General features: G+C 73.3%; 22 protein-coding genes and 1 pseudogene. 20 read left to right on the top strand and 3 right to left on the bottom strand.

Annotated elements, in window-relative coordinates; all coding sequences use genetic code 11:
* Positions 1-226 precede the first annotated feature (226 nt).
* The gene (locus ABD371_RS07710; protein WP_344474180.1) at positions 227-1,489 is read left to right on the top strand and encodes a DUF418 domain-containing protein; all 1,263 of its coding nucleotides are present in this window, start codon (positions 227-229) and stop codon (positions 1,487-1,489) included.
* 33 nt (positions 1,490-1,522) lie between these two features.
* On the opposite strand, the gene ABD371_RS07705 is transcribed toward ABD371_RS07710, so the two are convergent.
* From ABD371_RS07705 to ABD371_RS07695, 3 genes are all read right to left on the bottom strand, one after another.
* Positions 1,523-2,611, bottom strand: a complete 1,089-nt coding sequence (locus tag ABD371_RS07705) for a CU044_5270 family protein (RefSeq protein ID WP_344474177.1) — start codon at positions 2,609-2,611, stop codon at positions 1,523-1,525.
* On the bottom strand, positions 2,608-3,252 hold the full coding sequence (locus ABD371_RS07700; RefSeq protein ID WP_344474176.1) for a sigma-70 family RNA polymerase sigma factor: 645 nt from the start codon (positions 3,250-3,252) through the stop codon (positions 2,608-2,610). Before ABD371_RS07700 ends, ABD371_RS07705 begins: the two co-directional genes overlap by 4 nt.
* A gap of 145 nt (positions 3,253-3,397) precedes the next feature.
* Positions 3,398-4,177, bottom strand: a complete 780-nt coding sequence (locus tag ABD371_RS07695; protein ID WP_229869206.1) for an AfsR/SARP family transcriptional regulator — start codon at positions 4,175-4,177, stop codon at positions 3,398-3,400.
* A 317-nt stretch (positions 4,178-4,494) separates the two neighbouring features.
* Between ABD371_RS07695 and ABD371_RS07690 the strand changes: the two genes are divergently transcribed.
* The 19 genes and pseudogenes from ABD371_RS07690 to ABD371_RS07600 all read left to right on the top strand — a co-directional run.
* On the top strand, positions 4,495-5,073 hold the full coding sequence (locus ABD371_RS07690; protein ID WP_344474174.1) for a Pvc16 family protein: 579 nt from the start codon (positions 4,495-4,497) through the stop codon (positions 5,071-5,073).
* A complete protein-coding gene (locus ABD371_RS07685) occupies positions 5,070-5,795 on the top strand; it encodes a carboxypeptidase-like regulatory domain-containing protein (protein WP_344474172.1) in 726 nt (241 codons plus the stop codon). The genes ABD371_RS07690 and ABD371_RS07685 overlap by 4 nt, the downstream gene beginning before the upstream one ends.
* A gap of 10 nt (positions 5,796-5,805) precedes the next feature.
* Positions 5,806-8,070, top strand: coding sequence for a phage tail sheath C-terminal domain-containing protein (locus tag ABD371_RS07680; protein WP_344474170.1), 2,265 nt, complete (start codon positions 5,806-5,808; stop codon positions 8,068-8,070).
* Positions 8,071-8,090: 20 nt separating this feature from the next.
* Positions 8,091-8,546, top strand: coding sequence for a phage tail protein (locus ABD371_RS07675; protein ID WP_190124287.1), 456 nt, complete (start codon positions 8,091-8,093; stop codon positions 8,544-8,546).
* A 1-nt stretch (position 8,547) separates the two neighbouring features.
* Entirely contained in the window at positions 8,548-10,041 is a 1,494-nt protein-coding gene (locus ABD371_RS07670) for a phage tail sheath family protein (protein ID WP_344474168.1), read from the top strand.
* Positions 10,038-10,556 carry a phage tail protein gene (locus ABD371_RS07665; RefSeq protein ID WP_344474166.1) on the top strand — a complete coding sequence of 173 codons (519 nt, stop codon included), beginning with the start codon at positions 10,038-10,040 and terminating at the stop codon, positions 10,554-10,556. The genes ABD371_RS07670 and ABD371_RS07665 overlap by 4 nt, the downstream gene beginning before the upstream one ends.
* 5 nt (positions 10,557-10,561) lie before the next feature.
* A complete protein-coding gene (locus ABD371_RS07660) occupies positions 10,562-10,747 on the top strand; it encodes a putative phage tail protein (protein WP_344474164.1) in 186 nt (61 codons plus the stop codon).
* Positions 10,744-11,415, top strand: coding sequence for a CIS tube protein (locus tag ABD371_RS07655; protein ID WP_344474162.1), 672 nt, complete (start codon positions 10,744-10,746; stop codon positions 11,413-11,415). The genes ABD371_RS07660 and ABD371_RS07655 overlap by 4 nt, the downstream gene beginning before the upstream one ends.
* A 10-nt stretch (positions 11,416-11,425) precedes the next feature.
* Entirely contained in the window at positions 11,426-12,607 is a 1,182-nt protein-coding gene (locus ABD371_RS07650; RefSeq protein WP_344474160.1) for a phage late control D family protein, read from the top strand.
* Entirely contained in the window at positions 12,604-13,308 is a 705-nt protein-coding gene (locus ABD371_RS07645) for a phage baseplate assembly protein V (protein WP_344474158.1), read from the top strand. The genes ABD371_RS07650 and ABD371_RS07645 overlap by 4 nt, the downstream gene beginning before the upstream one ends.
* On the top strand, positions 13,305-13,709 hold the full coding sequence (locus ABD371_RS07640; RefSeq protein ID WP_190124294.1) for a GPW/gp25 family protein: 405 nt from the start codon (positions 13,305-13,307) through the stop codon (positions 13,707-13,709). The genes ABD371_RS07645 and ABD371_RS07640 overlap by 4 nt, the downstream gene beginning before the upstream one ends.
* Positions 13,706-15,655 (top strand): baseplate J/gp47 family protein, encoded by a 1,950-nt coding sequence (locus ABD371_RS07635; protein WP_344474155.1) that lies wholly within the window; start codon positions 13,706-13,708, stop codon positions 15,653-15,655. The genes ABD371_RS07640 and ABD371_RS07635 overlap by 4 nt, the downstream gene beginning before the upstream one ends.
* Positions 15,652-17,682 carry a putative baseplate assembly protein gene (locus tag ABD371_RS07630; RefSeq protein ID WP_344474153.1) on the top strand — a complete coding sequence of 677 codons (2,031 nt, stop codon included), beginning with the start codon at positions 15,652-15,654 and terminating at the stop codon, positions 17,680-17,682. The genes ABD371_RS07635 and ABD371_RS07630 overlap by 4 nt, the downstream gene beginning before the upstream one ends.
* Positions 17,679-19,655, top strand: a complete 1,977-nt coding sequence (locus tag ABD371_RS07625) for a phage tail protein (protein ID WP_344474151.1) — start codon at positions 17,679-17,681, stop codon at positions 19,653-19,655. The genes ABD371_RS07630 and ABD371_RS07625 overlap by 4 nt, the downstream gene beginning before the upstream one ends.
* Before the next feature lie 12 nt (positions 19,656-19,667).
* A complete protein-coding gene (locus tag ABD371_RS07620) occupies positions 19,668-20,975 on the top strand; it encodes a hypothetical protein (protein WP_344474149.1) in 1,308 nt (435 codons plus the stop codon).
* Between the two features lie 2 nt (positions 20,976-20,977).
* A complete protein-coding gene (locus tag ABD371_RS07615) occupies positions 20,978-22,939 on the top strand; it encodes a hypothetical protein (protein ID WP_344474147.1) in 1,962 nt (653 codons plus the stop codon).
* Positions 22,936-24,075: a hypothetical protein gene (locus ABD371_RS07610; RefSeq protein ID WP_344474145.1), complete on the top strand. Its 1,140-nt coding sequence runs from the start codon at positions 22,936-22,938 to the stop codon at positions 24,073-24,075. Before ABD371_RS07615 ends, ABD371_RS07610 begins: the two co-directional genes overlap by 4 nt.
* Positions 24,076-24,077: 2 nt before the next feature.
* Entirely contained in the window at positions 24,078-24,605 is a 528-nt protein-coding gene (locus ABD371_RS07605) for a hypothetical protein (RefSeq protein WP_344474142.1), read from the top strand.
* A pseudogene (locus tag ABD371_RS07600) lies at positions 24,602-25,175 on the top strand (hypothetical protein); the annotation flags it as partial. The gene ABD371_RS07605 and the pseudogene ABD371_RS07600, both read left to right, overlap by 4 nt.

Genomic DNA, 25,175 nt, shown 5'->3' with positions numbered 1-25,175 from the left:
TCGAGGATCCGTCCTCGACCTCATGACGAACGGGGGAGCCGGAAGGTTCCCCCGTGCGACGGCCGAACTCATGCACCCACTCGCGCGGTTGCCGGATGTCCGGCCCGGCCGATTCCCGCCCACAACCGGAATCTCGCTGTCAGGTCCGCCGTCCTCCCGTGCGTCCTCCCCTCCGGGACGCCACAGGGAAGGCGTCCCGGCGAATCCGACAGCAGGGATCTTGGGTATGAGTCGCACGACGGACGGGCGTTCCTCCACGGAGAGGGCAGGAGAGCGTTTAGGAGCAGGGCAGGGACAGGGGCAGGTCAGGCGGATCGCGGATGTCGACGCGCTGCGGGGGTTCGCGCTCCTCGGCATCCTGCTGGTCAACTTCAGCGTCATGGCCACCACCCACCACGGCGGGGGACTGGTGGACGCCTCCTTCGACGGACCGCTCCACCAGGCATGGCGCTATCTGAGCACGGTGCTGCTGGAATCCAAGTTCTACCTCCTCTTCTCCTTCCTGTTCGGCTACAGCTTCACCCTCCAGATACGGTCCGCCGAACGGGCCGGGGCCCGTCCCGTCCCCCGGTTCCTGAGGCGCTGCGCCGCCCTGCTGGTGATCGGTGTGCTCCACGCGACGCTGCTGTACCCGGGCGACATCCTGATCACCTACTCCGTTCTGGGAGTGATCCTGCTGACGGTGCGCGGCATCCGGCCCCGTACCGCCGTACGCGCCTCGATGTCCGTCTTCGTCTTCTGCGCGGTCGCCTTCCTGGTGCTGGGATGGCTGGTCTGGGCCGGTCATCTCGACATGGGCGCCAATCCGTCGCGGGCCGACGCCCTGGCGGCTCAGGAGGCCCTGCGCGGCGGATTCGGCTCAGTGGTCGGCCAGTTCGTCTCGGAACAGCCCGGCGGTGCGCTGATGACCGTGGTGGTCCAGGGGACGCCGGCGTTCGCCGCCTTCCTGCTGGGGCTCGCGGCGGGCAAGCGGGAGATCCTCGCCGACCCGCTGCGCCACCGTGATTTGCTGCGGAGGATCCAGCGGGTGGGCTTCCCGATCGGGCTCGCGGGCTCCGTCGTCTACGCCCATCTCGAGAAGAACGGCACCGGGATGGAGGCCGCGGGATTCGCCATGACGGTGAACATGCTGACCGCGCCCCTGCTGTCGGCCGCCTACGCCGCCACCGTGCTCCGGATGCTCTCCGGCGGACGCCACGACCGGCTGGGCAGGGCGCTCGCCCCGGCCGGCCGGATGGCCCTCACCAACTACCTCACCCAGTCCCTGGTGATGGCGCTGCTCTTCACCGGCTACGGCTTCGCCCTGGTCGGCCGGGTGGCACCGGTTCTGGTGACCGTCATCGCGCTCACCCTCTTCGCCGTACAGCTGGTGATCAGCCGCTGGTGGCTCAGCACCCACGCGTACGGTCCGGTGGAGTGGGTGCTCCGGGCGGTCACCAACGCGCGCCGACCGCGCTGGCGGAAGCGGGCGCGCACGGAATCCGGCTGAGCGCTCCCGTACCGCCGACGCGTTCGAGCGGTCTCAGTCCGCGGGGAGCAGCCCGGCGCGGTCGACCGCGGCCCTGGTGAGTATCGCGGACGTACCGACGACGGTTCCGGCCGGGCCCGCGTCGCCGTCCCTGGTCAGGACGGTGCGCTCGCCGAGGAAGGCGTGGCTGGTCCGGTCGAACACCCACTGCGTCTGCTCCCCGTGCGCGGTACGGGCGACGGCGACGCCCTCGCGCCCTGCGGCGTCGACGGCGGAACCTGTCACCGTGACACCGGGGATCTTCGCGGCGGCGCGGTAGAGCGCGGCGCTGACCTGCGGCGGGGCCCAGGTCTCGGTCAGCAGCTCGCCGATCGCGGTGAACGCCCGCTGATCCGGGTTCTGCCCCTGGCCCCGGGTCTGATCGCGGATCAGCCTCAGCAGGGCGTCGGGGTCGGTGGGCAGCGAGGCGACGTACTGATGGGTCGGATCGCCGATCGATGGGCCCGCCTCGCCCAGGGTGCCGGGCCGGGGCGTCGCCCCCCGGGATTCCAGGGTGTGGACCGGGCCGCCGGCTCGGAGTGGTGTGTCGGGCTCGCCCGGCACCCGCAGCAGACCGGGCCGGCTGCCGTCGGCGGACAGCCACACCTGGCGGCTCCGCGCGGGGGGCAGGGTCACGGGCCCGCCCCCGGCGCTCCGCGAGGCATGGGCCACCTTGCTCTCGACGTACACGAACTGGTCGGTGCGGACCGCCGGCCGGTTCCCGGCGGCGGCGGCGAGAGCGACACGGCCGAGGAGCCGGGCCGCCTCCGGCGAACCGGGGGCGGTGTCGCCCGGGACGGCCCGCTCGTCGCGTCCGGACGCGTCCGGGAGGTCCACCGTCACGACGACGCCGAGCGCCAGGGCACAGGCGACCGCCGGGGCCACGATCCACAGGACCGGCCGCCGACGCGGGCGCGGGGTCCGCGCGGCGCGGCCGGCGGGCCGGTCGGCGAGCGCCGCCTCGCGCAGCAGGGTCTCCCGCAGCAGCGGCTCACGGTCGGGGCCCAGCGCGGGGACCGGCGGCGGGGGCAGCAGACCGGCCAGGTCGAGGCGTTCGGCCTCGTCGGAGGGGTCGTTCTTACGGTGTCGCGGGTCGCGGTTCATCGGCGGTTCTCCTGGGGCGAGGGGCGGGCGGCGACACGGTCCGGCACGGGCTCGCCCGGCGCGGCGGACGCGGCGGGCGAGGGGCGGTGGGGGCGTGCCGATCGGGTGGCACGGGCCTCGGCGTCGGCGAGTTCGCGCAGCCGGGCACGGGCCCGGGACAGCCGTGACCGGACGGTGCCGATCGGCACGCCCAGTGCGTCCGCCGCTGCCGCGTAGTCCAGGCCCGCCCACACCACGAGGGTGAAGACCTCCCGGTCGCGGCGGCGCAGCCGGGCGAGGGCGGTGTGCGCGGCGCGCAGCTGTTCGGCGTCCGCGAGGTGGGTGACGAGATCGTCGGCGAAGTCCGGGACCGAGCCGCGTTCCGGGACGCGGGCGAGCGCGATCTCGTGGCGGCGGCGCGAACGCGCGTTGCGGCGGATGATGTTGGTGGCGATCCCCAGCAGCCACGGGCGCGGGGTGCCTCCGTCGGGGTGGAGCTTCTCCCGGCCCCGCCATGCCTCCAGGAAGGTCGCCGAGACGATGTCCTCCGCCTCCGCCCAGTCGCCCGTCACCCGCAGGGCATAGCGGTACAGCACCTGGGCGTGCTCGTCGTACAGCTCTCCCAGGGCGACCGGATCCCCGCGCCGGAAACGATTCCTCATCAGTGATTCCACGTTCTGCACTGCCCCGTCCGCGGTGTGGGTTCCGGTGAGCTGCGCCACATCGAGGCGTTCATCGGGTTTCGGAAATGTGTGTGGTGCGGCCCGGCCTCCGGGGTTTCGGGGGCCGGGCCGCCGTGCGCCGGTCTCAGCCTTTCGCCAGCGCGGGCGGTCGTCCGTCGCGCGCGATGGAGGAAGGGAGCAGGCTTCTCAGTGTCGGCGAGGGTTCCAGTCCCAGTTCGTCGCGGAGGACACTGCGGCACTGCTCGTACTGCTGGAGTGCCGCGCCTCTGTTGCCCGCGGCGAGATGCGCTTTCATCAGGACGTGGTGGGCGCTTTCCCGCAGGGGCTCCGCGCGGACGGCGGCGAGTCCGGCGGCGACCGCCTCGCCGTGGCGGCGGGCGGTGGTGAGCCGTTCGGTCATCGCCTCCAGTGCGTACAGCCGGAGTTGGCGGTACTGCTCCTGTTCGGTGATGACCCATTCATTCTCCGACCATTCCGGCAGCAGGTCGGCCGAGAGGTCGATGCGTGTCTGTGTGGTGAGAATGTCGTCGCAGGAACAGGTGAGGTCGAGCAGTCGGTGCGCGTTCGCCACGGCCTCGTGCACATCCACCATGATGTGCTCGGAAATCGCCAGTTCCTGTGTAGAAGTGTCGATGATGTGGTGGTCGGTCTGCGTCGCGCGCCACAGGGATGATCTGAGGTTCGCGTGGGCGCGTGACATGGTGACGTCGGGCCACAGGGTTCCAGCCACATAGGTTCGGGAGCGCGGCATGCCCTGGAGCGCGAGAAACGCGATGAGCCGTTGAACGCTTGAACAAAGGGGAACGCGTGTCTGATCGACCGACAGGGCGAATCCTTTGAGAAGCCTCAATGTGGTGACGTGAGTTGGTTCCTTCACCGATTCCCCCGGATGGTTCGGTTCCAATGATCCTTCGTATTACTCCCCGAATGCTGGAGCCATATTACGAACCAATCATGATCCTGTGACGAGGGCCTGGGGGTGAGAGATGGCGAAATGGCGTCACCGAAACGTCGCCGAGGCGTCAATGACCCTGGTCGAAGCGGATTGTTCACGCCTCCCCGGAATCACTGAGACGTTTTCCGAGCGTGTCCGCCGCGTCATCGGCCGGTGCGGGAACGGGCCGGTGACGCGCATGTGACGCATGTGTCGCGGCCCGGCCACGAGGGGCTCCGCATGCTGGCGGAGCACGTCATCGTGAGCGCGGCCGGGGGAGGATGCGGATGGGTGACTTCGGCGTCATCGGCGATGTCTCGACGGTCATCGTGGAGACACTGACCCAGTCCCTGCGCGGGCTGAGCCAGGTGGAACCGCCGATCGCGGAACTGAACGACCTCTCCGAGACGGTGCAGACCCCGCCGCCGAAGCTCACGGTGTTCCTCTACGACATCGCCGAGGACCCCAGTTCGCGCAACCGCCCCCCGGTGCGCTCACAGCCTCCCGAACCGCCGACCGTCCGCAAACCGCCGATGGCGCTGCTGCTGCGCTATCTGATCACCCCCTGGGGCGGTGATCAGGCGACCCAGCACCGGATGCTCGGCCGCGCCCTCCAGACCTTCTACGACGACGCGATCCTGGACGGCGCGCAGCTCTCCGGCAGCCTCGCGGCGAGCACCGACGCGCTGCACCTCAGCCTCACCCCGCTCGCCCTCGACCAGAAGTCCTGGGTCTGGTACGCGATCCAGAAGCCCTACCGGCTCTCGTTGAACTACGAGGTCCGTGTCGTCAATCTGGACTCGGCCGTCGAGACCGTGGTCCGGCCGGTGCGCAGCCGGGTCTTCGACGGGACGCCGACGTCATGAGCCCCTTCCTGCCGCTGGAGCGGTCCACACGCCACAGCCCGGTCTGGTTCGTGCCCTTCGACGAGTACGCCGAGCGGGTCCGGACCACGGGCGTCACGGTCCGGCTGGAGCGGCTGACCGACACCGGCTGGCTGCCGCTCGACGACGTGGCCGTCCGCACACCCAGCGCGGCCCTCGCCTATCCCGGGCTCGGCCGGCGCGCCGAACCGTGGACGGCCCGGCCGCTGCTCCACCGCGCCCGCTTCACCGCACCCGGGCACCAGCCGCTGTACCCGGCCGACGGCGAGCCGTTCTCGTCCGACCTCCTCGCCGTCGAGTTCCTGGTGCACCCCTACGACGACACCCATCCACCCGCCGCGGCGACCGTGCCCCGGCTCGTCCGGCTGCTGCCGAGCGTCTCCTTCCCGTACCCGCCGGGCGCGCGCACGGTCCACGGCGTCGTGCTCGACGCGGCCACCGGGGCCCCCGTCGTCAACGCGCTGGTCGAGGCCGAGGGCCTGACCAGCCGGGACGGCGCCGCCTGGCGGGAGCGGACCCTGTCCGACGCCGCGGGGGCCTTCCGGCTGGCCCTGCGGTGGGAGGGCGAGAAGAGCGACGCAGACCCGGGCACGGAGACCTTCCGTCTGCGCGCCGTCGAGCGGCCGGGCCGGTCCGGGGCGCTGGTCGTCCGGCTGCCCCGGGAAGCCGACCGCCGACACGTCATCGAGATCCGCGAGAACTGAGGAGCCATCCATGGCGGAGTATCTGAGCCCCGGCGTATACATCGAGGAAATCGACGCGGGACCGCGGCCGATCGCGGGAGTGGGCACGAGCACGGCCGGCATGGTCGGGGTCACCGCGCGCGGCCCCTCCAGCGGCAAGCCCAAGCTCGTCACCAACTTCCTGGAGTTCCAGAACACCTTCGGCGGATTTCTGCCGGAACCCGATCCGTCCGTACGGGACACCTGGGCCAACGATCCGGCCGAGGGCGGCCGCTGGTGGCTGTTCCCGCTGGCGGTCAAGGGATTCTTCGACAACGGCGGGCAGCGTCTGTATGTCAAGCGGGTCGTCAGCGGGCAGGCCACCGCGGCCTCGGGCACCCTGGGCCACGGCCTGGTCAGCCCCATCGCCGCCGACGCCGCGACAGGCGCGACGAGCCTGGAACTCGGCCATCTGATCGGTTTCGCCGGAGTCGGACAGCGGATCACGGTCTTCCGCGGCGACGACCAGCGGACGATCCACACCGCCGCCGTCTCCGCCTACGACCTGACCGCCCGCCGCATCGAGCTGGACTCGGCCCTGCCCGCCGCCGTCCGAACGGCCCGTGGCGACTATGTGCAGGTCGGCGCGCGCAGCACGGAGCAGACCCTGAGCTTCTCCGCGATCAGCCCCGGCTCCTGGGGCGGCGCGGTCCAGGTCCGGATCCTGCCGGTGGCCGCTGCCTCGCTCGCGGTGCTGCCGGATCCCCAGGAGGGCGCGCCGTTCACCACCCGGCTCACCGAGGACGCGGCGGCCGACAGCGGGACGGTCGAGGTCGCGACGGCACCCGGGCTCGACCCCGGCGAACTCCCCGGCGACGTCTGGGTCCAGATCGGCCCCGACCGCTTCAAGGTCCAGGTGGGCGAGCCGGCCGACGGGACGGTCACCCTGACTCTCCCGGCGGGTGCGCGGCATCCGGCCTGGCAGGCCGGGCTGATCGTGCGCCGGGTGCGCCGGGGCAACACCGCGCCGGGCCGGTCGCTGCGGATCGGCGGCGCGAGCCGGCTGTACCCGGGCGCGGTCGTCCAGCTCGACGACGGGACGCGTCTGACCGTCCTGAACGTCGAGTCCGTCGCCGTGGACGTCGTCGCCTTCGGCGGACCCGTCCAGGGGACCTTCTTCGAGACCGACCGGATCCAGCTGATCGAGGCCCAGGTCGGCACCCGCTTCACCGATCCGTCCGGGGCCTCGGTGACCGAGACCTTCGACAACCTCCGGCTCGGCGGCGACACCCCGGCGCATGTGACGACCGCCCTCGCGGCCCGGTCCAAGCTGGTGCGGGCGACCGCCCTGGCCGGCCTCTCCACCGACCCCGCCGCATTCCCCGTGCCCGCGATCGGCTCCTGGCTGACCCTCGCGAACGGGGACGACGCCTACGGCGGACTGAACGTCGGAGACTTCGTCGGCGTCGACGGCGGCAGCGGGCAGCGCACCGGTGTCGTCGCGCTGGAGGACATCGACGAGGTCGCCGTCTGCGCCGTGCCCGGAGTGTGGTCGGACACCGTCGAAGCGGCCCTGATCACCCACTGCGAGCTGCTCAGGGACCGGTTCGCGGTCCTCGACCCGCAGGACGGCCTGGACATCGAGGGGATCCAGACCTTCCGCGAGCGCTTCGACACCAAGTACGCGGCGCTCTACTACCCGTGGCTGGTCACCAGGGACCCGCTGACCAACCGGGACGTGGAGATCCCGCCCTCCGGCCATCTGGCCGGCATCTACGCCCGCGTCGACGTGGAGCGCGGCGTCCACAAGGCCCCCGCCAACACCGTCATCCGGGGCATCCGCTCCGTCGACGGCATCGCCCAGGACATCACCAAACGCCACCAGGACGTGCTGAACCCCAAGGGGATCAACGCACTGCGCTTCTTCCCCGGGCTCGGCCAGCGGGTGTGGGGCGCGCGCACCCTGTCCTCGGACAGCTCGTGGAAGTACATCAACGTCCGCAGGCTCTTCCTCTATCTGGAGGAGTCGATCGACGAGGGCACCCAGTGGGTCGTCTTCGAACCCAACGACGAGGCCCTGTGGGCCCTCGTCCGCCAGACGGTCGCGAACTTCCTCACCACGGTGTGGCGCAGCGGCGCACTCGCCGGGACCACCGCCGACGAAGCGTTCTTCGTCGCCTGCGACCGCACCACGATGACCGAGGACGACCTGGCCAACGGCCGGCTCATCTGCGTCATCGGCGTCGCGCCGGTCTTCCCGGCCGAGTTCGTGATCTTCCGGATCCAGCAGAAGACCCGCGAGACCCAACTCGCCTGAGCAGCTGAGGAGACGCCACCATGCCGCCCGTTACCAGAGACGATCCCTACGCCTCATACAGCTTCCAGATCATCGTGACCAACGTCAGCGACGACGGGGTCGCGGTGAGCGGGTCCTTCACCGAGGCCAGCGGTCTGGAACTGGAGATCCCGCCGATCGAGTACCGCAACGGCAGCGAGGACATCACCGTCCGCAAGATCCCGGGACTCAAGAAGTTCACCAACCTCACCTTCAAGCGCGGCATCACCGGCCATGTCGGCTTCTGGAACTGGGTCGTCGAAGCGCTCAACGGCAAGGTCCGGCGGACCTCCGGCTCGATCGTGCTGCTCGACGAGAACCGCCAGGAGGCCATGCGCTGGAACTTCGACCGGGGCTGGCCCACCAAGTACACCGGCCCGACGCTGAGCGCGACCAAGAACGAGATTGCCATGGAGACCCTGGTGCTCGCGGTCGAGAAACTGGAGATCGACGTCTGATATGGCAGGCGAAGCGCTCCCCGGCGTATCCCTGACGTTCGTGCCGAGCGGCTCCGGCGAGGAACCGCTCCGCACCGACGTGGCCGTCTTCCTCGGCCGGCTCCGCCGCGGCCCGGCGGGCACGCCGGTCCGCGTGGAGAGCTGGAACGACGTCGTGGGCGTCTTCGGGCCGCCGGACGGCTCCAGCGCCACGCCCCACGCGCTGCGCGGCTTCTTCGAGAACGGCGGGCGCACCGCCTGGGTCCTGCGGGTCACCGGGCCCGCCCGCACCGCGAGCGCGCTCTGGACGGTCGGCCGGGTGAGCGGCTTCGCCGCCCAGCGGTACCAGGCGGTCGCCACCAGCCCGGGAGCCTGGGCGAACGGCGGGCGCGTCGCCCTCCGCCACCGGTCCAGCAGCGTCGCCGGACCGCCGACGGTGACCGTGCGGGTCCTGGTGCCGGGCGAACCCCCGGAGATCTTCGCCGGACTGCCGCCGGCGGAGGTCGCCGACCGGCTGACCGCGTCCCGGCTGATCCGGCTGATCCCCGACGGCCCCGCCCCGCCGCCGGGCCCGCCGGGCCCGATCTCGCTCTCCTGGGATCTGACGCTCACCGGCGGCGACGACGCGCCACCGGGGCGGCGCGAGTACGCCGACGCCGTGGCCGGACAGGCCGAGCTGCCGGAACCGGCCCTGGTGGCGCTGCCGGACCTCGGCACGGACCTCACCGGCCCCGACCACGGCGAGCTGGTGCGGGAACTGCTGCGGACCGTGCACCCGCTGCTCGACCGCCTCGTCGTCCTGGACGTGCCGCCGCGGCTGACCGCCGTGGACTCCGCGGTCGACTGGGCCGGCTCCCTCACCGCGGAGGGAGACGCCGAACTGCTGAGCACGGTGGCCGTCCACCACCCGCCGCTGCGGGTCCCCGACGGGACCCGCACCCGGACCGTTCCGGCGTCCGGACACGTCCTGGGCGTCATCGCCCGCCTCGACGGCGAGCGCGGCGCGCACCACACCCCGGCCAACGCGGTGATCCTGGAGGCGGTCGACCTGGCGGCCTCGTTCCCCGAGGCCCAGCAGGTCCGGCTCTTCGACGCGGGCGTCAATCTGCTGCGGTGCACCCGGGGCCGGGGTCTGGTGGTGTGGGGCGGACGCACCCTGTCCGCCGACCCCCGCACCCGCTGGATCGCCCACCGCCGGCTGCTGCACCTGCTGGTGCGGGCCATCCGCCGGGTTGCAGGCCCCCTGGTCTTCGACGTCAACTCGCCCGAGCTGCGGCTGACCCTGGTACGGGCGGTGACCTCCGTGCTGCTGGCGGCCTTCCGCTCCGGGGCGCTCGCCGGCTCACGGCCCGAGCAGGCCTTCCGGGTGGTCTGCGACGACACCAACAATCCGCCGGAGCAGGACCCGGCACAGGTGGTCTGCGAGATCGAGGTCGCCCCCGCCGTCCCCATGGAATTCATCCGGCTGCGCCTGGTCCTCGGCCAGGACCGAGGACTGGAGGTGATCGAGGCATGACACTCGACCCACTGCCCAAGTACCGCTTCCTGGTGACGCTCGACCCCGGAGACGCGTATCTGCCCTCGGCGCAGGCACTCCTGCTGCCGCTGGTCGCCTCCGGAGCGTTCCAGGAGGTCACCGGCTTGGGCGCACAGCTGGAGGTGACCAGCTACCCGGAGGGCGGGCGCAACGACTCGGTGCACCAGCTGCCGCTGCGCCACAGCTGGAACCGGATCGTCCTGAAACGCGGAGTGGTCCGCGACCCCGGGCTCTGGGCCTGGTACCAGGCCGGGCTCGGCGACTCGCTGGGAGCTCGCCGCGACGGCGCGGTGATCGTCCTCGGCCCGGACGGGATCCCCGGCGCGGCATGGGCGTTCCACGGCGGCCTCGCCGCCAAGTGGAGCGGCCCGGACCTGCACGCCGAACAGAACGCCGTCGCCGTCGAGTCGCTGGAGCTGGCCCACGAGGGACTGACCAAGGTCCTCCAGGACCCGGCCGCGAATCCGCTGTCCCCGCTGAACCGAAGGAGGTGACCGACGTGCCGAAACTGACCATCCACCACCTCGAAGTCCGCTTCCAGGTCGAGGGCGACGACGGTGCCGTGTTCACCCGTCTGTTCAACCGGCACATCCAGGCCTGGTCGAGACTGTACGAGGACGCCTGCGCCCGCACCCGCAGGACCGAGGCGGAACGGCGGTTCGGCGACGGGGAGGACCCGTCGTGAGCATCACGCCCGTCTCCTTCGCCGGCCAGGGCGCGGCCCGCGCCCGGCTGGAGATCGTCCGCCCGGTCATCGCCGACGAGCGCAAGCGCCGGATCCCCCTGCGCTTCAACCCCACCGACTACAAACTGAGCAAGACCAACACCTTCGCCGAGATCACCATCCCCGGCCTGGAGACACCGCCGCTCCAGTACGTCCGGGGCGGCACCGAGACGCTCTCCGTCCAGGCCCTCGTCGACACCTCCGACACCCTGGAGAACGTCCGCACCGCCTACGTCGACGCGCTGCGCGACCTGCTGCGCCCCGACAGCCGTGAACACGCGCCGCCGGTCGTCCGCTTCGTCTGGGACCAGTCGGTCTTCACCGGCGTGGTGGAGAAAATGGACGTGCACTACCAGCTGTTCCGCCCGGACGGAGTGCCGCTGCGCGCGATGGTGGACCTGGCGCTCAAGGAGTACCGCCCGGCCGCGGTGCAGGCGGCGCGGAACCCCTTCTCCTCGCCCACCGTGGAGAAGAGCTATGTGGTGCGCCGGGGCGACACCCTCAGCAGCATCTCCGCCGCGGTCTACCGAAGGCCCGACGCCTGGCGGGAACTGGCCCGCGCCAATGGCATCAGCGACCCACGAGACCTGCGGCCGGGCCGGGTGCTGACCGTACCCCGGCTGCCGTGAGGAGCGCGCCATGAGCACCCCCGTACCGGAGGTCGCCTCTCCGGACCGGTACGCGCCCGAGTTCGAGGTGCGGATCGAGGGCCTGGAGATGGACCCGTCCACGAAGAACGACATCATCGACATCAAGGTGAACCGCGACATCGACGAGATGTCCGGCTTCGATCTCACCCTCAACAACTGGGACGACGCCCGGCTGAGGTTCAAGCACAGCGACTCGCCGGACTTCCGGCTCGGCTGCCGGGTCTCGGTGCGGCTCGGCTACGCGGACAAGCTGCTCACCGTCGCCACCGGGACGATCAGCACCCTCAGCCCCAAGTTCTCCGACGGGTCCTCACCGACCGTCGGCGTCAGCGGAGTGGACGGGCTGCTGCGCCTCAAGGACCGCAAACCGGCCGAGAACGAGGTCAAGATCTACCGCGACATGCCCGACTGGCGGATCGCGGAGGAGATCGCCCGGCGCAACCATCTGCGGATCGAGGTCACCCGGGAGGGCCCGACCCACGACCGGGTGGTCCAGAAGAACCAGGACGACGCGAGCTTCCTGATGGAGCGCGCGAAACGGCTGGACTTCGACTGCTACATCCTGCCGGATCCTGCCTCCGGCGAGGACACCCTGTACTTCATCAGACCCACCGACGGCCGCGACGGCCGCCCGATCCGGGTCTACCGCCTCGCCTACGCGCCCGGGCTCACCACCGGACCCAGCGCGCAGCCCGCCGGGCTGATCCCCAATCTGCTCGACTTCACCCCCACCCTGACGGTGTCCAAGCAGGTCAGCAAGGTCACCGTGCGCGGCTGGGACCCCCGCACCAAACAGCCGATCGCCTTCACCGCCACCGCCGAGAACCTGCCGGCCGGACAGAACAGCGCCGGCGGCCAGAGCGGGCCCCAAGCCGCCGAGAGCACCCTCCAGGGCCGTCAGGAAGTCCTCGTCGACGCCCCGGTCAGCAGCGATCAGGAGGCCCGTGAACTGGCGATCAGTCTGCTCAGGGAGCGGGCCTACGAATTCATCACCGCCACCGGCCGGGTGGCCGGCCTCCCCGAGCTGAGGCCCGGCGACAACCTGGAGATCTACGGCCTCGGGAGGCGCTTCTCCGGGACGTACTTCGTCAAAAGGGTCGAGCACACGCTCAACACCGGCGGCTTCTTCACCCAGTTCACCGGCCGGCGGATCCACCAGGGGGACCAGTGACCACCACCAGGAACACACCGCGCGCCCGCAGCACCGACAAGCGGTACTACGGCGTCGTCGAAGCCCTCGTCGTGGAGAACGACGGGGACGACGAGGGCCGCGTCAAGCTCACGTTCCCCTGGTTCGACCAGACCACGGTCACCGACTGGTGCCGGGTCGCCCAGCTCTACGCGGGCAACGGCTACGGCTCGCTGTTCGTCCCGGAGAAGGGCGACGAGGTCCTCGTCGCCTTCGTCCACGGCGACATGCGGTTCCCCATCGTCCTCGGCGGTCTCTACAACGGCGAGGACAAGCCGCCGACCGCCCGGACCGACGGCCGCGACCAGAAGATCATCCGGACCGCGCACGGCCACGAGATCCTGCTCGACGACACCGCCGCCCAGGCCGCCGTGCGCATCACCTCCGCCGCCGGACACACCGTGGAGATGGACGACCGGGGCAAGGCCGTCCGGATCACCGCCGCCCAGGGCGGCAGCGTGACCGTCTCCGCCCAGGGCGACATCACCCTCAAGGCGGCCAAGGTGACCGTCGACTCCGCCGCCATCGACCTCGGCGGCGGCGCCACCGAACCCCTCGTCCTCGGCAACGCCCTGCTCACCGCGTTCAACACCCACACCCACCCGTCCGCCGCCGGACCCACCGGACCGCCCGTGCCGCTGCTCACCCCCGCGGTCCTCGCGAAGAAGGCGAGAACGGCATGAGCGAGGAGTTCCTCGGCACCGGCTGGCGTTTCCCGATCCTGCCCGACGAGGCCGGCCGGCTCGGATACGCCGTCGGGGAGGAGAGCATCGAGCACTGTCTGCGGGCCCTGCTCCTCACCGGCGTCGGCGAACGCGTCATGCGCCCAGACTTCGGCACCCGCGCCCAGGAGTCCGTGTTCGCGCCCGGGAGCGTACAGAGCCTGCGCGACCTGGAGAACTCCATCGCCGACGCGGTCCGCGACCACGAGCCCAGGGTCGAGCTGGACGAGGTCCGCGCCGAGGCCGACCCCGCCGACGAGTCCCGGGTCACCGTCTCGGTCGTCTACCGGATCCGGCGCAGCAACACCAAGGCCAACCTGGTCTTCCCGTTCTACGCAGGCCTCACCGGGAGCACCCCATGACCCTGCCCGCGCCGAAGCTGGACGACCTCACCTGGGACGCGATCATGGCGGAGTCCCGCCGCCGCGTCCCCGCCGAGTCGGACGGCCTCTGGACGCTCCACGCGCCCGCCGACCCCGGCATCACCCTGCTCGAACTCCTCGCCCATCTGCTGGAACAGCGGCTCTACTGGCTCGACCAGGTCCCAGACGCCCTGGTGGTCGCCCTGGTGCGGCTGCTCGGCGTCGACCCGCCGCGCCCCGCCCGCGCCGCCGCCACCGTGCTGCACCTGGCCGTGCCGACCGCCCCCGGCGCACCCGTCCCCGTCGTCCGCGCCGGGACACCCCTGTCCAGGGACCCGCTGGGACGCGTCGTCTTCACCCTCGACGACGACGTGGCCGTCTTCCCCCTCGACCCGGACGGCGAGATCACCGTGGTGACCGACCGGGACCGCACCGCGGACCTGCGGGCCCGCCGGGGCGTACCCCTGCTGGCGAGCGGCGGCGGCCCCTCCTCGGCCCGCCTCACCCTCCCGCTCACCGGCCGACTCCCCGCCCCCGGGCCGCTCTCCCTGCTCGTCGAGGTGGACGCGCCCGCCGCCGTCACACCCGAGTGGCTGCCCGGCGCGACCGACGGCGTACCCCCGCCCGCGGAGCTGGACTGGTTCTGGTTTTGCCCCGGCACCGACCGGGGCGGCGCGTTCGAGAAGGTCGAGGACGGCACCGCCGGACTCCGCAGATCCGGCGTCGTCCGGCTGCACCCGCCGCCCGGCTGGACCACCCGGGACTCGGGGCTGCTGCTGTCGACCCCGGCGGCCAGCTTCACCGCGCCGCCCCGGCTGCTGCGGCTCGCGGTCAACGCGAGCGCCGCCCGCCACCTCCGGCGGCACACCGCCACCGGGGCCGACCTCGCACAGCAGATCGAAGCCTGGCTCAAACTGCCCGGCCAGCGCCTCGTCCTGCCCGAAGCCGCCGAAGGTCTGCTCGACGCGGCCCTCTCCCTCGCCGACGAGGAGTGGAGCGCCGCCCCGGACTTCACCTTCGGCGCGTCCGCCGACCGGATCTTCGTCCTCGACCGGGCCGAGGGCGCGCTCGTCTTCGGCGACGGACTCACCGGACGCGTTCCCCGGCCCGAGGCCCGAAACGCACGAGCCGACTACACCACCGGCGGCGGCCGGGCCGGAAACGGAGGACTGACGGCCAACTGGCTGCCGGCCGACGACTCCGCGCCCGCCGCCCTCACCGCCACCAGCCTCGTCCAGGCATCCGGCGGCCAGGACCCGGAGACGGTCGCCGAGGCCCGCCGACGGGCCGCCGCCACGCTGGGCGAAGTCACCCGCGCGGTCACCGCCGACGACTTCGTCACGCTCGCCCGGACCACCCCCGGCGTCGCCGTCGCCCGCGCGCACCCCGCCGTCGGCGAACACCCCGGCCATCCGTGCGCCACCGTGCCGGGCGCGGTCACCCTCCACATCGTCCCCTTCGCGCCGAGGGACGACCTCACCCGCGAGGACTTCGTCCCCGACCCGCGCCCCGACCCGGGCACGCTGTGCGCCGTCGCCGCCCGGCTGGCCGGGGCACGGCTCCTCACCTCCGAAGTCTTCGTCCGCCCGCCCGACTACCGCGATGTCACCCTCCGCGTCGACCTGTCCGGCGACCCCGCCGACCGCGCCCGCGCCTCCGCCGCAGCCGCCGGGGGACTCCGCCGTCACCTCGACCCGCTCATCGGCGGCGAGGACGGCGAAGGATGGCCGTTCGGCGAACCGCTGCGCCCCTCCGCCCTGCTGCGGGCCGCGCAACGGGCGCTCGGAGACCTCGCGGACGTCCTGGCCGTCGCGATCGGCCTCGACGGCGACGAACCCGACGAGAGCTGCCGCGACGTGCGACTCCGCGCCGGCGATCTGCCGGTCCTGCGGGCGGTCCGGACCCGGGTCGTGCCCGCCGCCGAGCCGGGAGAGGGGCTGACATGAGCGGCGAGGTGTGGTGGGAGCGCGACGCGCGCACCGAGGGCGAGATCGTCCCGGGCCCCGGCCCGACCGGCGTCCAGCCCGAACTGGTCGACGCCACCCCCGAGACGGTCCGCGCCCGCGTACGCGGCCGGATCACCGCGTACACCCCCGACTGGACCGACCCGGACCGCCAGGACGCGGGAGTCGCGCTCGTCCGCGTCTTCGGCGCGCAGCTCGCGTCCGTCCTCACCCGGGTGAACCGGCTCCCCGAGAAGATCCTCGCCGAGCATCTCGCGACGGCGGGGGTACGCAGACGTCCGGCCGGAGCCGCCGCCGCCCTGCTGGAGTTCACCGTGAACCCGCCGGACGGCGCGTCGGTCCTCGTCCCCGCCGGATTCCAGGCCGCCGCCTCCGGCCCGGCGGGACAGGTGATCTTCGAGACGGACGACGATCTGTACGCGACGCCCGCCAAGCTCGCCGCGCTCGCCGTGCGGGAGGCCGGGAAGCTCGAAATCCTCCCGCTGGGGCCCGCCGGGCCGGGCCACCCCTTCGCGCCCTTCGGCCGCGACCCCGAGCCGGGCAACGGCCTGTGGATCGCGCTGGCCGGAACCGCCGCCCCCCACCCCCGGCTCTCCCTGGGATTCGTCGTCGTCGCCGATCCGCCCGCGCCCGCCGCATCCGACGGCCCCGCGCCGCCGCCCCGGCCCGCCGAACCGCTGCTGCGCTGGGACGTCCTGGACGGCACCGGATTCATCCCCGCCGAAGTCGCCAGGGACGGCACGGACGGACTGCGCGCCAGCGGCACCGTCGAGCTCCGCGTCCCGCGCTCCTGGCGGCCGGGGAACGCCCCGGGCCTGCCGGGCCCCCCGCTCCGCTGGCTGCGGCTGCGGCTCGCCCACGGCTCCTTCGACGGGCCCGCGCCGGTCCTCTCCGGAGTCCGCCTGAACACGGCCTCGGCCACGGCCACCCGCACCATCAGGGACGAACCCCTCCAGCCGGTCCAGGGCCCGCCGGGCGCGGGCCGCCGGATGACCCTGAGCCAGGTCCCCATCCTCGAAGGGTCGGTGGTCATCGAAGTCGACGACGATCCGGGCGGCGATGTCTTCGGCACCACGGCCGCCGTCACCGCCCGCTGGCGCGAGACGTCCAGCCTGGCCGGACACGGCCCCGCCGACCGGGTGTTCACCGTCGACCACGAGACGGGCGAGATCGCCTTCGGCGACGGCGTCCACGGAGCCGCCGTCCCGCCCGGCTTCCGCAACGTCCGCGCCGTGCGCTACCGGGTCGGCGGCGGCAGCGCGGGATCCGTCCGGGCGGGAGCCGTCGGCACCGTGGTCACCGCGCTGCCGTTCGTCACCGGCGTCACCAATCCCTTCCCGGCCTCGGGCGGCACCGACCCCGAACCCGACGCCGACGCGATGCGCCGGGGCGTCGGCGAACTGCGCGCCCGGGGACGGGCCGTGGCCCCCGCCGACTACGGACTCCTGGCCACCCGGACGCCCGGCGCGTCCGTGGCGCGCGCCCAGGGCGTGCCGGGCCTCCACCCCGACCACCCGGGAGTGCCCATCCCCGGCGTCGTCGGCGTCCTGGTCGTGCCGCCCGCGGACGACAGCGGCGAACCGCCGGTGCCGTCCGCCGCGACCCTGCGCGCGGTCGCCGACCATCTCGCCCGCACCGCCGCCCCCGCCGGGGTCACGGTCGTCGCCGCCCCCGCCCGCTACCGGCGGGTCGGCGTCGAGGCGCGGGTCACCCTCGACCCCGACCGGGACCGGGCCGTGACGCTGGCCCGCGCGGGCGACGCGATCACCGCCTACCTCGATCCGCTGCGCGGCGGGGAGAACGGCGCGGGCTGGCCGTTCGGTGGCACCCTGCGACACGCCCTCCTGGTCCGGCGGCTGCTGGCCGTCGAAGGAGTGCTGGCCGTCTCCGGCCTCACCCTCGTGGTCGACGGACAGCGCAAGCGGCCCTGCACCGACCACGCCCTCGCGCCCCACACCCTCGCCTGGCCGGAACGCCCGCTGCTGATCCCCGGGAGGGACCGCCCATGACCTGCGCGTCAGGACCCGCCACCTTCCGTCTGCTCGACGCCCATGTCGGCTGGGACCAGCGGGAGGTCCACGACCTCGTCGGCTTCGACGACCCGGCCGGAGTGCGGCTCGCCCACCCCGGCTCCGCACCCGAGGGGCCCACCAGGCGCGCACTGCTGCCCTGGTTCCCCGACCGCCGCCTCACCCCGGGCGAAGGGCCCTGCGACTGGTATCTGCTCACCCCCGACCGGCCCCGGCTGCTGCGCCGGGACGCCTGCTCCGGGGGCTGGACGCCCGTCTGGCCGCCCGGCTGCGAACCCGGCCCCCTGTGCGACCCGGTCTCCGTCGCCGCACGGGGAAACCGGCTGGCCGTGGTCGAGAACGACCGGGTACGGGTCTGGCGGCACCAGGGCGAACACCTCGCGGGCGTGATCCCGGTCGACCGGCCCGCCTGGGCCGCCCCGGCGGCGGGCGACGAGATCCTCGTGGCCCGCGAACCCGACACCGACCTGCGGCGCTACAGCACGGCGGGGGAGTTCCTCGGCCTGCTGCGCACCGGAGCCCCGGGCCGGATCGCCGGACTGCGGACCGGACCGGGCCGGACGATCTGGCTGCTCAGCGACGACGGCGTACGGCTGCGGATCCACCGAGGCGGCCGGAAGCGCCCGTTCCGGACGGTCACCGCGGCCGAGCTGGCCGCGACCCTGCCGCCGAGCAGCCTCGTCTCGGCGGCCGAGGAGGGCTTCTGTCTGCGGGAGCCCGGCCCGGACACCACGGTGACCAGCTGCTTCGACTGGCGGGGCGAACCACGCGAGGCCCCTTCGCCGCCGACCGACGAGTACGTCACCTCCGGATCCTGCCTCACCACCCTGATCGACAGCGGCGTCTCGCGCTGCCGCTGGCACCGCGTCAGGGTGGACGCCGACCTCCCCACGGGCACGGCGGTCACCGTCTCGATCGTGGTCTCCGAGGACGGACGGTACGAGACCACCGACTGGCAGACGGCGGCCCCCGGAGCCACCGACTTCCTCGTCGACCAGCCGCCGGGCCGCTTTCTGCGGCTGCGGCTGCGGCTGACCGGCGACGGCGGCGCGACCCCGGTCGTACGCCGGATCCGGCTGGATCTGCCCCGGTCCACCAGCGCGGACCTGCTCCCCGCCGCGTTCCGCCAGGATCCGGCGGCGGACGACTTCACCGAGCGCTTCCTGTCGCTGTTCGACGCCTCGCTCGGCGAACTCGACCGGGTGATCGAGCGGTATCCCGCCCTGCTGGACCCGGCCGGCGTCCCGGACCGGGTGCTGCCCTGGCTCGCCGGGCTGCTGGGCCTGTCGTTCGAGGCGGGCTGGGACGCGAGCACCCGGCGCGCGCTGCTGGCCGCCGCACCGGAGCTGTACCGGCGCAGGGGCACCCCCTGGGCGCTGCGCGAAGCGGTCCGCATCGTGTTCGGCGCGACGCCGGTGATCGACGAACTGGCTGCCGACCGCCGCTGGGCCCTGATCCGGCGGACGGCGGACGGAACCGGGACGGAGGCCGGGGCCGGGGCCGGAACCACCGGCCCGGGGCTGGGCGGCGTCCGGCTGTTCGGCCGCTCGGCGAGCAGATTCCGGCTGGACGGATCGGCCCTCGGCGCGGGCCCCCTGCGGGCCTTCGGCGACCCGGACACCGACCCGCTCACCGCCCACGCCCACCGGTTCCGGGTCCTGCTGCCGGCCGGCTCGGCGGACGAGAAGGCGCTGCGGCGGCTGGTCGGCCGGCAGGCCCCCGCGCACACCGCCGGATCGGTTCGCACCGGCGGCGCGGGGTTCGTGGTCGGCTCACGGTCCACGGTCGGCGTGGACACCTCCTTCGTTCCACTGCCGCCGCCGGTGCTGGGCGGCGAACACTCCCCGCGGCTCAACCGCGACGCGGTGCTCCGGCCGGGGCCGCGAGGAGCGCGCCACGGGGTGATCGTCGGGGCGGTCTCCGGCGTCGGCGTGCACACACAGGTCTGGTGAGAGGACAGTGCGATGACAGAACCAGCGTCAGAGACGGCATCGGGATCAGGACCGGGACCGGGAACGGGAACGGGAACGGGCGCGGCGCACACGGGGGGCTTCGACGAGCCCCCGCTGCGCAGACTGCGCTACTTCCACGGCCAGATGCTGGGAGCCAGGGACTTCCAGCGGGAACAGGACTACTACCGGCAGAAACTGAAGCTGCGGCTGCGCGCCCTGCTGGGCTACGGCGTGGTGTGCGGACTCTTCGTGACCCCGGTGCCGCCCGACCGGGACGACTGTCACGACGAGGCCGGCGGCCCCGGGGAGGACGGGGTCCCCGAGCCGGCCGGCGGCCCCGGGCCGGACGGCGGCGAGCACTTCCGCCGCCGTCCCCGAGTGCGGATCACCCCCGGGCTCGCCGTCGACTGCGACGGCAACGAGGTCGTGGTGCGCGGCGGCTGCGTCGTCGACCTGTGGAAGGCGCTGCCCCCCGACGAACGCCACACGGACACCGTCTGGGTGGGCGTCCAGTACGGCGAGCGCCCCGTCGAACCCACCCGCGCCGTGTACAACGACGGCTGCGCGGACACCTCCGACTGCGAGTTCGGCTGGACCGAGGAGTGCTACACCGTCAAGGTGACCGGCTGCGAGCCGCCCGAGGACGAGCGCTGCGACACCTGCCGCTCCCGCTGCGAGCACACCGTGCTCTGGCTGGCCAGGATCGAGGGGATCGACTGGCACCGGCCGGTCCGCCCGGACCGGATCCACATGAACGTCCGACGGCCCTTCGGCCGCCATCTGCCCGTCGTGATCACCGGAGTGAACTGGATCCACGGCCACACCTACACCGTCGACGAGGCCAGGGCACTCCTCGGCACCCAGGACGAGGACGGCGGACTCGTCGTCCGGTTCTCCGACGGCGTCCGCGCCGACACCCTCCAACCCGGCGTGGTGGAGATCCAGGTCATCGAGGGCGGCGCGGGCCGCAACGCCTCCACCTGGTACATGGGCGGCGCGTTCGCCGAACCCACCGGCGACGAGGAGTTCACCGACCGCTTCCGCTACCGGCAGACGACGCGCGAGACGCTCCAGGACGGCGACCGCGTCCTGATCACCGTGCGCGCCGCCTTCCTCCTCGACCGCTGCTGCCGCCCGGTCGACGGCACCCATGTCGGCGGGCGCGTGCCGACGATCGACGCCGGACCGCACCCGACCGCGGCCCCCACCGGACCGTCCGGCGTCTGTGTCCTGCCCCCCTCCGGCGTCGGCCCCTGGACCTCGGGCACCGGCGCGGGCGGGGACGTGTTCGAGAGCTGGTTCTTTGTGAAGGAGCGCTGATCATGGGAACAGGATGCGGATGCGGCTGCGGGGGCGCGTCGCCCCGGCCGTCCGCCTTCGTCCGGCCGCGCTTCTTCGCCGGACAGCTGCTGACCGAGGACGATCTCGGTCTGCTGGTCGACTACACCACCGCGAAGAACCGGCTCCACAACCGCTCGCTGTACGGCCCCGGAGTGGTCCGCGGCCTCGAAGTCGCCTGCGCCCCCTGCGGCGGCGGCACCGTCGTGGTCCGGCCCGGCCACGCGCTCGACCCCGAGGGCCACGACATCGTGGTGCCCTGCGCCGAGAGCGTCGACGTACGCGCCCTCGTCCAGGAACAGAGGGTCGCCTCGCTCGGCGCGGACTGCGGCGAACCGTGCGACGACGGCGGACCGCGCCGGTACGGCCTCTTCGTACGGTACGAGGAGACCCAGGTCGAACCGGTCGCCCCGTACGCCACCGAGGAACCCTGCCCCTCACCGGGATGCGTGCCCTCCCGGCTCAGGGAAGGATTCCGGTTCGTCATCGGACGGGCCGATGCCGACGACCACCGCCACAACCCCGGCACCCTGCTGCTCGCCGCCCTGGGCGATCTGACCAGGGCAGAGGATGTACGCAGCCGTGACCGAAGGCTCGGGCGCTATCTCGACGCCCTGTTCGCCGCCTCACTCGCCCCGGGCCGCACCTTCCGCTTCGACGCCGCCGACGGAAAGCGGTACACCGACGGACTCGCCTGGCTGCGCGAGAACGGCGACGGCGGGACCCCGACGCCGCAGGCGGCCCGCACGACGACCGAGCACGTCCGCGCGGTGGCCGCCGCCATCGCCAGATACGACACCTACGACCGGGCGGGACAGGAACAGCTCGTCCGGGACCACCCCGGTCTCGCCGGAGTCCCCGACGCCCGGGGCGTCCTCGGGGCGGCCTGCGAGCGGCTCGCCGGCACCGACACGGAAGCCGTCTGGCCGAACCCGCTGACCCGCTCGATCGCCCGCGCGGTGGTCACCGAGACCCGGGCCAGGATCGTCCCCGCCCAGGGCGACCCCGACGCACCGCTGGAAGTACGGCTGCTGGCCCAGGGCACCCCGCTCAGCCACGCGCTCCAGGCCGAGTTCCGCACCGACCTCCACCTCGTCCGGGACTGGCTGCTGGGCCGCCTCGACCTCTCGACCGTAGACACCGACTGCGCACTGCGCTCCGACACCGTCCGCGTCGACCTGCCCCCGCCGCTGCCGGCCCCGCCACCGGACAGCGTCGAGAAGGTGACCGCCGCCGACCTGCGGCAGATCGCCGAGGCGACCGCCGCGCTCACCACCGCCGTACGCCGATTCCTCACCGAGGCCGCCTGCGCCACCCTCAGCCCGCCGCACTCCGACACCACCGACACCGATGTGCTGCTCGCCCGGGTCGAACTGGACGGCTGCGACGTCGTACGCGTCTGCTTCGCGACCCGAGAACAGGTACTGCCCGGCGGCTCGGCCTACGGCGAATGGCTGCCGAAGCTCTACCGGCTGCGTGAACTGGCCGGCCGGCTCTGCTGCGGACCGGTGCCCCGGTACCGGCAGCCGGACATCCCCGCCGAGGGCCCGGTGCCCCGGCCGTACGCCGAAGCCCTGCTCGACGACACGCCGCCCACCGGGGACCTCGAAGAGATGCTGCGCGTGCTGCTCACCCCCGCCCCGGGCGAGACACCGCCGAAAGCACTGCACGAACAGCTCCGCACCACACCCGGCGAAGTGACGGACGGCCACCGGGAACTGGCCCTGCTCAGAACCAGGGTGACCGAACTGACCAGTGCCCTGGACGGGCTGCGGGCGGAGCTGGAGGGAGTACGCGAACAGGCCGGACGGGCCCCCGACCGGCCGCCGGAGCGGCCCGGCCGACGGCGCAAGGAACCGGAGGGCACGCCGCCGAGCGCCCCCGCCGGACCGCCCGCCGGAAAGCCCCGCACCCCCCGCACCCCGAAATCGGGTGAGACGACATGACCGCCCCGCTGCGCCCCGTGTTCCACGAGGGCCAGATCCTGTCCGCCGCGGATCTGACGGCCGCGGTGGAGTACGGACGCGCGGTGGCCGCACGGCACGCGCTCCACCTCCACGAGTGGGGAATCGCCGAAGGCCTCGGGCTGACCACCGAGCCGCGCACCGATCCGCTGACCGGCGCCCGCCATGTGGGCGTGAGCGTGTCGGCGGGGACCGCCGTCGACGGAACCGGCCGGGAGATCGTCCTCACCGAGCCGGCCGCCCTCCGCGAGAGCGACTTCGACGAGGTCAATGGCGCTGACGAGCCCACCGACGAGCCCTATCCCGTCTTCCTCACCTCGGCCGACTGGGAGCCGGACGCCGCCGCCCGGGCCGACTCCTGCTCCGCCGCCACCGCCCCGACCCGGGTCGAGGAGTCGTACCAGATCCTCTTCGGACGCCTCGGCGACGAGCGGCTGGTCGCCGAACAGCGACCGCCCGCGATCGGCGCGCCCCCGGCCGATCCGCCGATCCGCTGGCTCGTCCTGCTCGGCTATGTGCGCTGGACGGACGGCCACTTCAGCGGTGTCGAGACCCGGGCGCGCGGCGTCGGACCCCAGTACGCGGGCGTCCGGGCCGACACCGTGACGGCCCGCTCCAGCGAACTGACCCTGCGCACCGGCCGGACGCCCCAGGAGGGCGAGCCCGCCGTGGTGCTCTCCGGCGGCGAAGCGCCCAGCCTGGTCTTCGGCCTGTACCGGGGCAGCGGCACGGTCGCCCCGCTGATGACCCTGGCCGCCAATGGAAACCTGACGATCCAGGGCAGCTTCACCGGCCGGATGTCCACCGGCAGCACCCTGATCGCCTCCGGCGCCGCCACCGACGGAATGCTCCTTCCGCTCCCGTCCGGGGTCACCGCCGAGCAGATCGCCGACGGCCGGGTCGTGCTCCACACCCGGCTGACCCCCCGCCCCCCGTCGACCACGACGGACTCGACCCTGCACAGCCCGGTGGAGGCCACCGTGGACGCCGACCGCCGAGTACGGTGCCGAATCAGGCTGTTCGACCCGCTGGCCGCCGAACCGGCCGTGACCGAACAGCCCGGTGCCGTCGACTACCTCGTCCTGGCGACCACCGCCGCGACCGAAGGCGGTGGCTGACGATGAGCCTGACCGCCGTGTACGTCGCCGACACCGGCCATGTGGTGGGCGCGCTGACCCTGACCGGCGCGACCGCGCCCACCGAGGTGGCCGAACTCGTCGGCCCCGCGCTGCCGGTCCGGGTCTCCCTCGGCGCGGGCCGCACCGCCTCCCTCTCCCTGCCGGACCGGCGGCTGGCCGCCGTGGCCGCCGACGACGAACCCGGTGTCCTCGCCGACCCGCTGGCCTTCGGCGTCGACGCGCCCGACGGCAGACCCCGGCCCACCCTGCTCCGGCTGGCCGCCTGGAGCGAGGGGCTGGCCCTCGCCGCCGACGGCCTCACCGTGACCCTGCCGCTCGCCGCGAACCGCGTCACCCCCGTGCTCGCGCTGATCTCCGACGGCGAGGACACCCATGTGCTCACCGGGGAGATCCCGGCCCAGCAGAGCACCGTCACCCTCCCCGTGACCCTGGAGGCGGGAAGCAGGCACGGTCTGCTGGTCCTGGTCGAGGGCTGGGCGGGCCGGCTCACCGGGGCGGAGGCACAGTGACCGCACCCGTCTCCCGGGCCACCGGGGAGATCACCGTGCGGCGCTGCACGGTGACGGTGGTCCGGCACGGCGGATGGAGCTGGGGACCCGACCCCAGGGGCCTGGTCGACCGGGCCCTCGAAGCCCTCCCGGAGCTGCTCGCCGACCACTTCGCGGATCGGCTGGCCGGCGAGGGACCGGACACGGAGATCACCGAACCGGTCACCGTGACGGTCCGGGCCGGCGCGGACCGGGGCTCCGGGAGCACCGCGCCGCTGCTCGACGTACGGGTCACCGCACCGCCGGAACCCGTACCGGCCGCCGTCCCCCCGGCCGGTACGCCCGGCGGTGGCCCCATGCCGTTCGAGGAGTCCCTCGCGGCGGGGCTCCCCTGGTTCCCGCCGGCCGTCGCCGCGCTCTTCGCCGAACTCTCCGAACGCCGGGAACTCGACGCGCTGCTGGCGCTGCTGCCGGACACCTCGGTACGGGTCTATCTGCTCGCGCTGCTCCGGGCCCGCGAGCCGGCGGCGGCTCCGCTGCTCGCGGAACTCGCCCGGCGCGCGGCCGGGCACGGGCCCGCCCTCCCGCCGC

This window comes from Streptomyces amakusaensis (assembly GCF_039532665.1).
In the GTDB taxonomy this organism is placed as follows: Bacteria; Actinomycetota; Actinomycetes; order Streptomycetales; family Streptomycetaceae; genus Streptomyces; species Streptomyces amakusaensis.
This window is presented reverse-complemented; position numbering and strand designations above follow the sequence as displayed.

Bases quoted from the DNA above. Each gene is read 5' to 3' on its own strand.
- ABD371_RS07710 (WP_344474180.1), top strand. From the start codon at position 227: ATGAGTCGCACGACGGACGGGCGTTCCTCCACGGAGAGGGCAGGAGAG.
- ABD371_RS07705 (WP_344474177.1), bottom strand. From the start codon at position 2,611: ATGAACCGCGACCCGCGACACCGTAAGAACGACCCCTCCGACGAGGCC.
- ABD371_RS07700 (WP_344474176.1), bottom strand. From the start codon at position 3,252: ATGAGGAATCGTTTCCGGCGCGGGGATCCGGTCGCCCTGGGAGAGCTG.
- ABD371_RS07690 (WP_344474174.1), top strand. From the start codon at position 4,495: ATGGGTGACTTCGGCGTCATCGGCGATGTCTCGACGGTCATCGTGGAG.
- ABD371_RS07685 (WP_344474172.1), top strand. From the start codon at position 5,070: ATGAGCCCCTTCCTGCCGCTGGAGCGGTCCACACGCCACAGCCCGGTC.
- ABD371_RS07680 (WP_344474170.1), top strand. From the start codon at position 5,806: ATGGCGGAGTATCTGAGCCCCGGCGTATACATCGAGGAAATCGACGCG.
- ABD371_RS07675 (WP_190124287.1), top strand. From the start codon at position 8,091: ATGCCGCCCGTTACCAGAGACGATCCCTACGCCTCATACAGCTTCCAG.
- ABD371_RS07670 (WP_344474168.1), top strand. From the start codon at position 8,548: ATGGCAGGCGAAGCGCTCCCCGGCGTATCCCTGACGTTCGTGCCGAGC.
- ABD371_RS07665 (WP_344474166.1), top strand. From the start codon at position 10,038: ATGACACTCGACCCACTGCCCAAGTACCGCTTCCTGGTGACGCTCGAC.
- ABD371_RS07650 (WP_344474160.1), top strand. From the start codon at position 11,426: ATGAGCACCCCCGTACCGGAGGTCGCCTCTCCGGACCGGTACGCGCCC.
- ABD371_RS07640 (WP_190124294.1), top strand. From the start codon at position 13,305: ATGAGCGAGGAGTTCCTCGGCACCGGCTGGCGTTTCCCGATCCTGCCC.
- ABD371_RS07635 (WP_344474155.1), top strand. From the start codon at position 13,706: ATGACCCTGCCCGCGCCGAAGCTGGACGACCTCACCTGGGACGCGATC.
- ABD371_RS07630 (WP_344474153.1), top strand. From the start codon at position 15,652: ATGAGCGGCGAGGTGTGGTGGGAGCGCGACGCGCGCACCGAGGGCGAG.
- ABD371_RS07625 (WP_344474151.1), top strand. From the start codon at position 17,679: ATGACCTGCGCGTCAGGACCCGCCACCTTCCGTCTGCTCGACGCCCAT.
- ABD371_RS07620 (WP_344474149.1), top strand. From the start codon at position 19,668: ATGACAGAACCAGCGTCAGAGACGGCATCGGGATCAGGACCGGGACCG.
- ABD371_RS07615 (WP_344474147.1), top strand. From the start codon at position 20,978: ATGGGAACAGGATGCGGATGCGGCTGCGGGGGCGCGTCGCCCCGGCCG.
- ABD371_RS07610 (WP_344474145.1), top strand. From the start codon at position 22,936: ATGACCGCCCCGCTGCGCCCCGTGTTCCACGAGGGCCAGATCCTGTCC.
- ABD371_RS07605 (WP_344474142.1), top strand. From the start codon at position 24,078: ATGAGCCTGACCGCCGTGTACGTCGCCGACACCGGCCATGTGGTGGGC.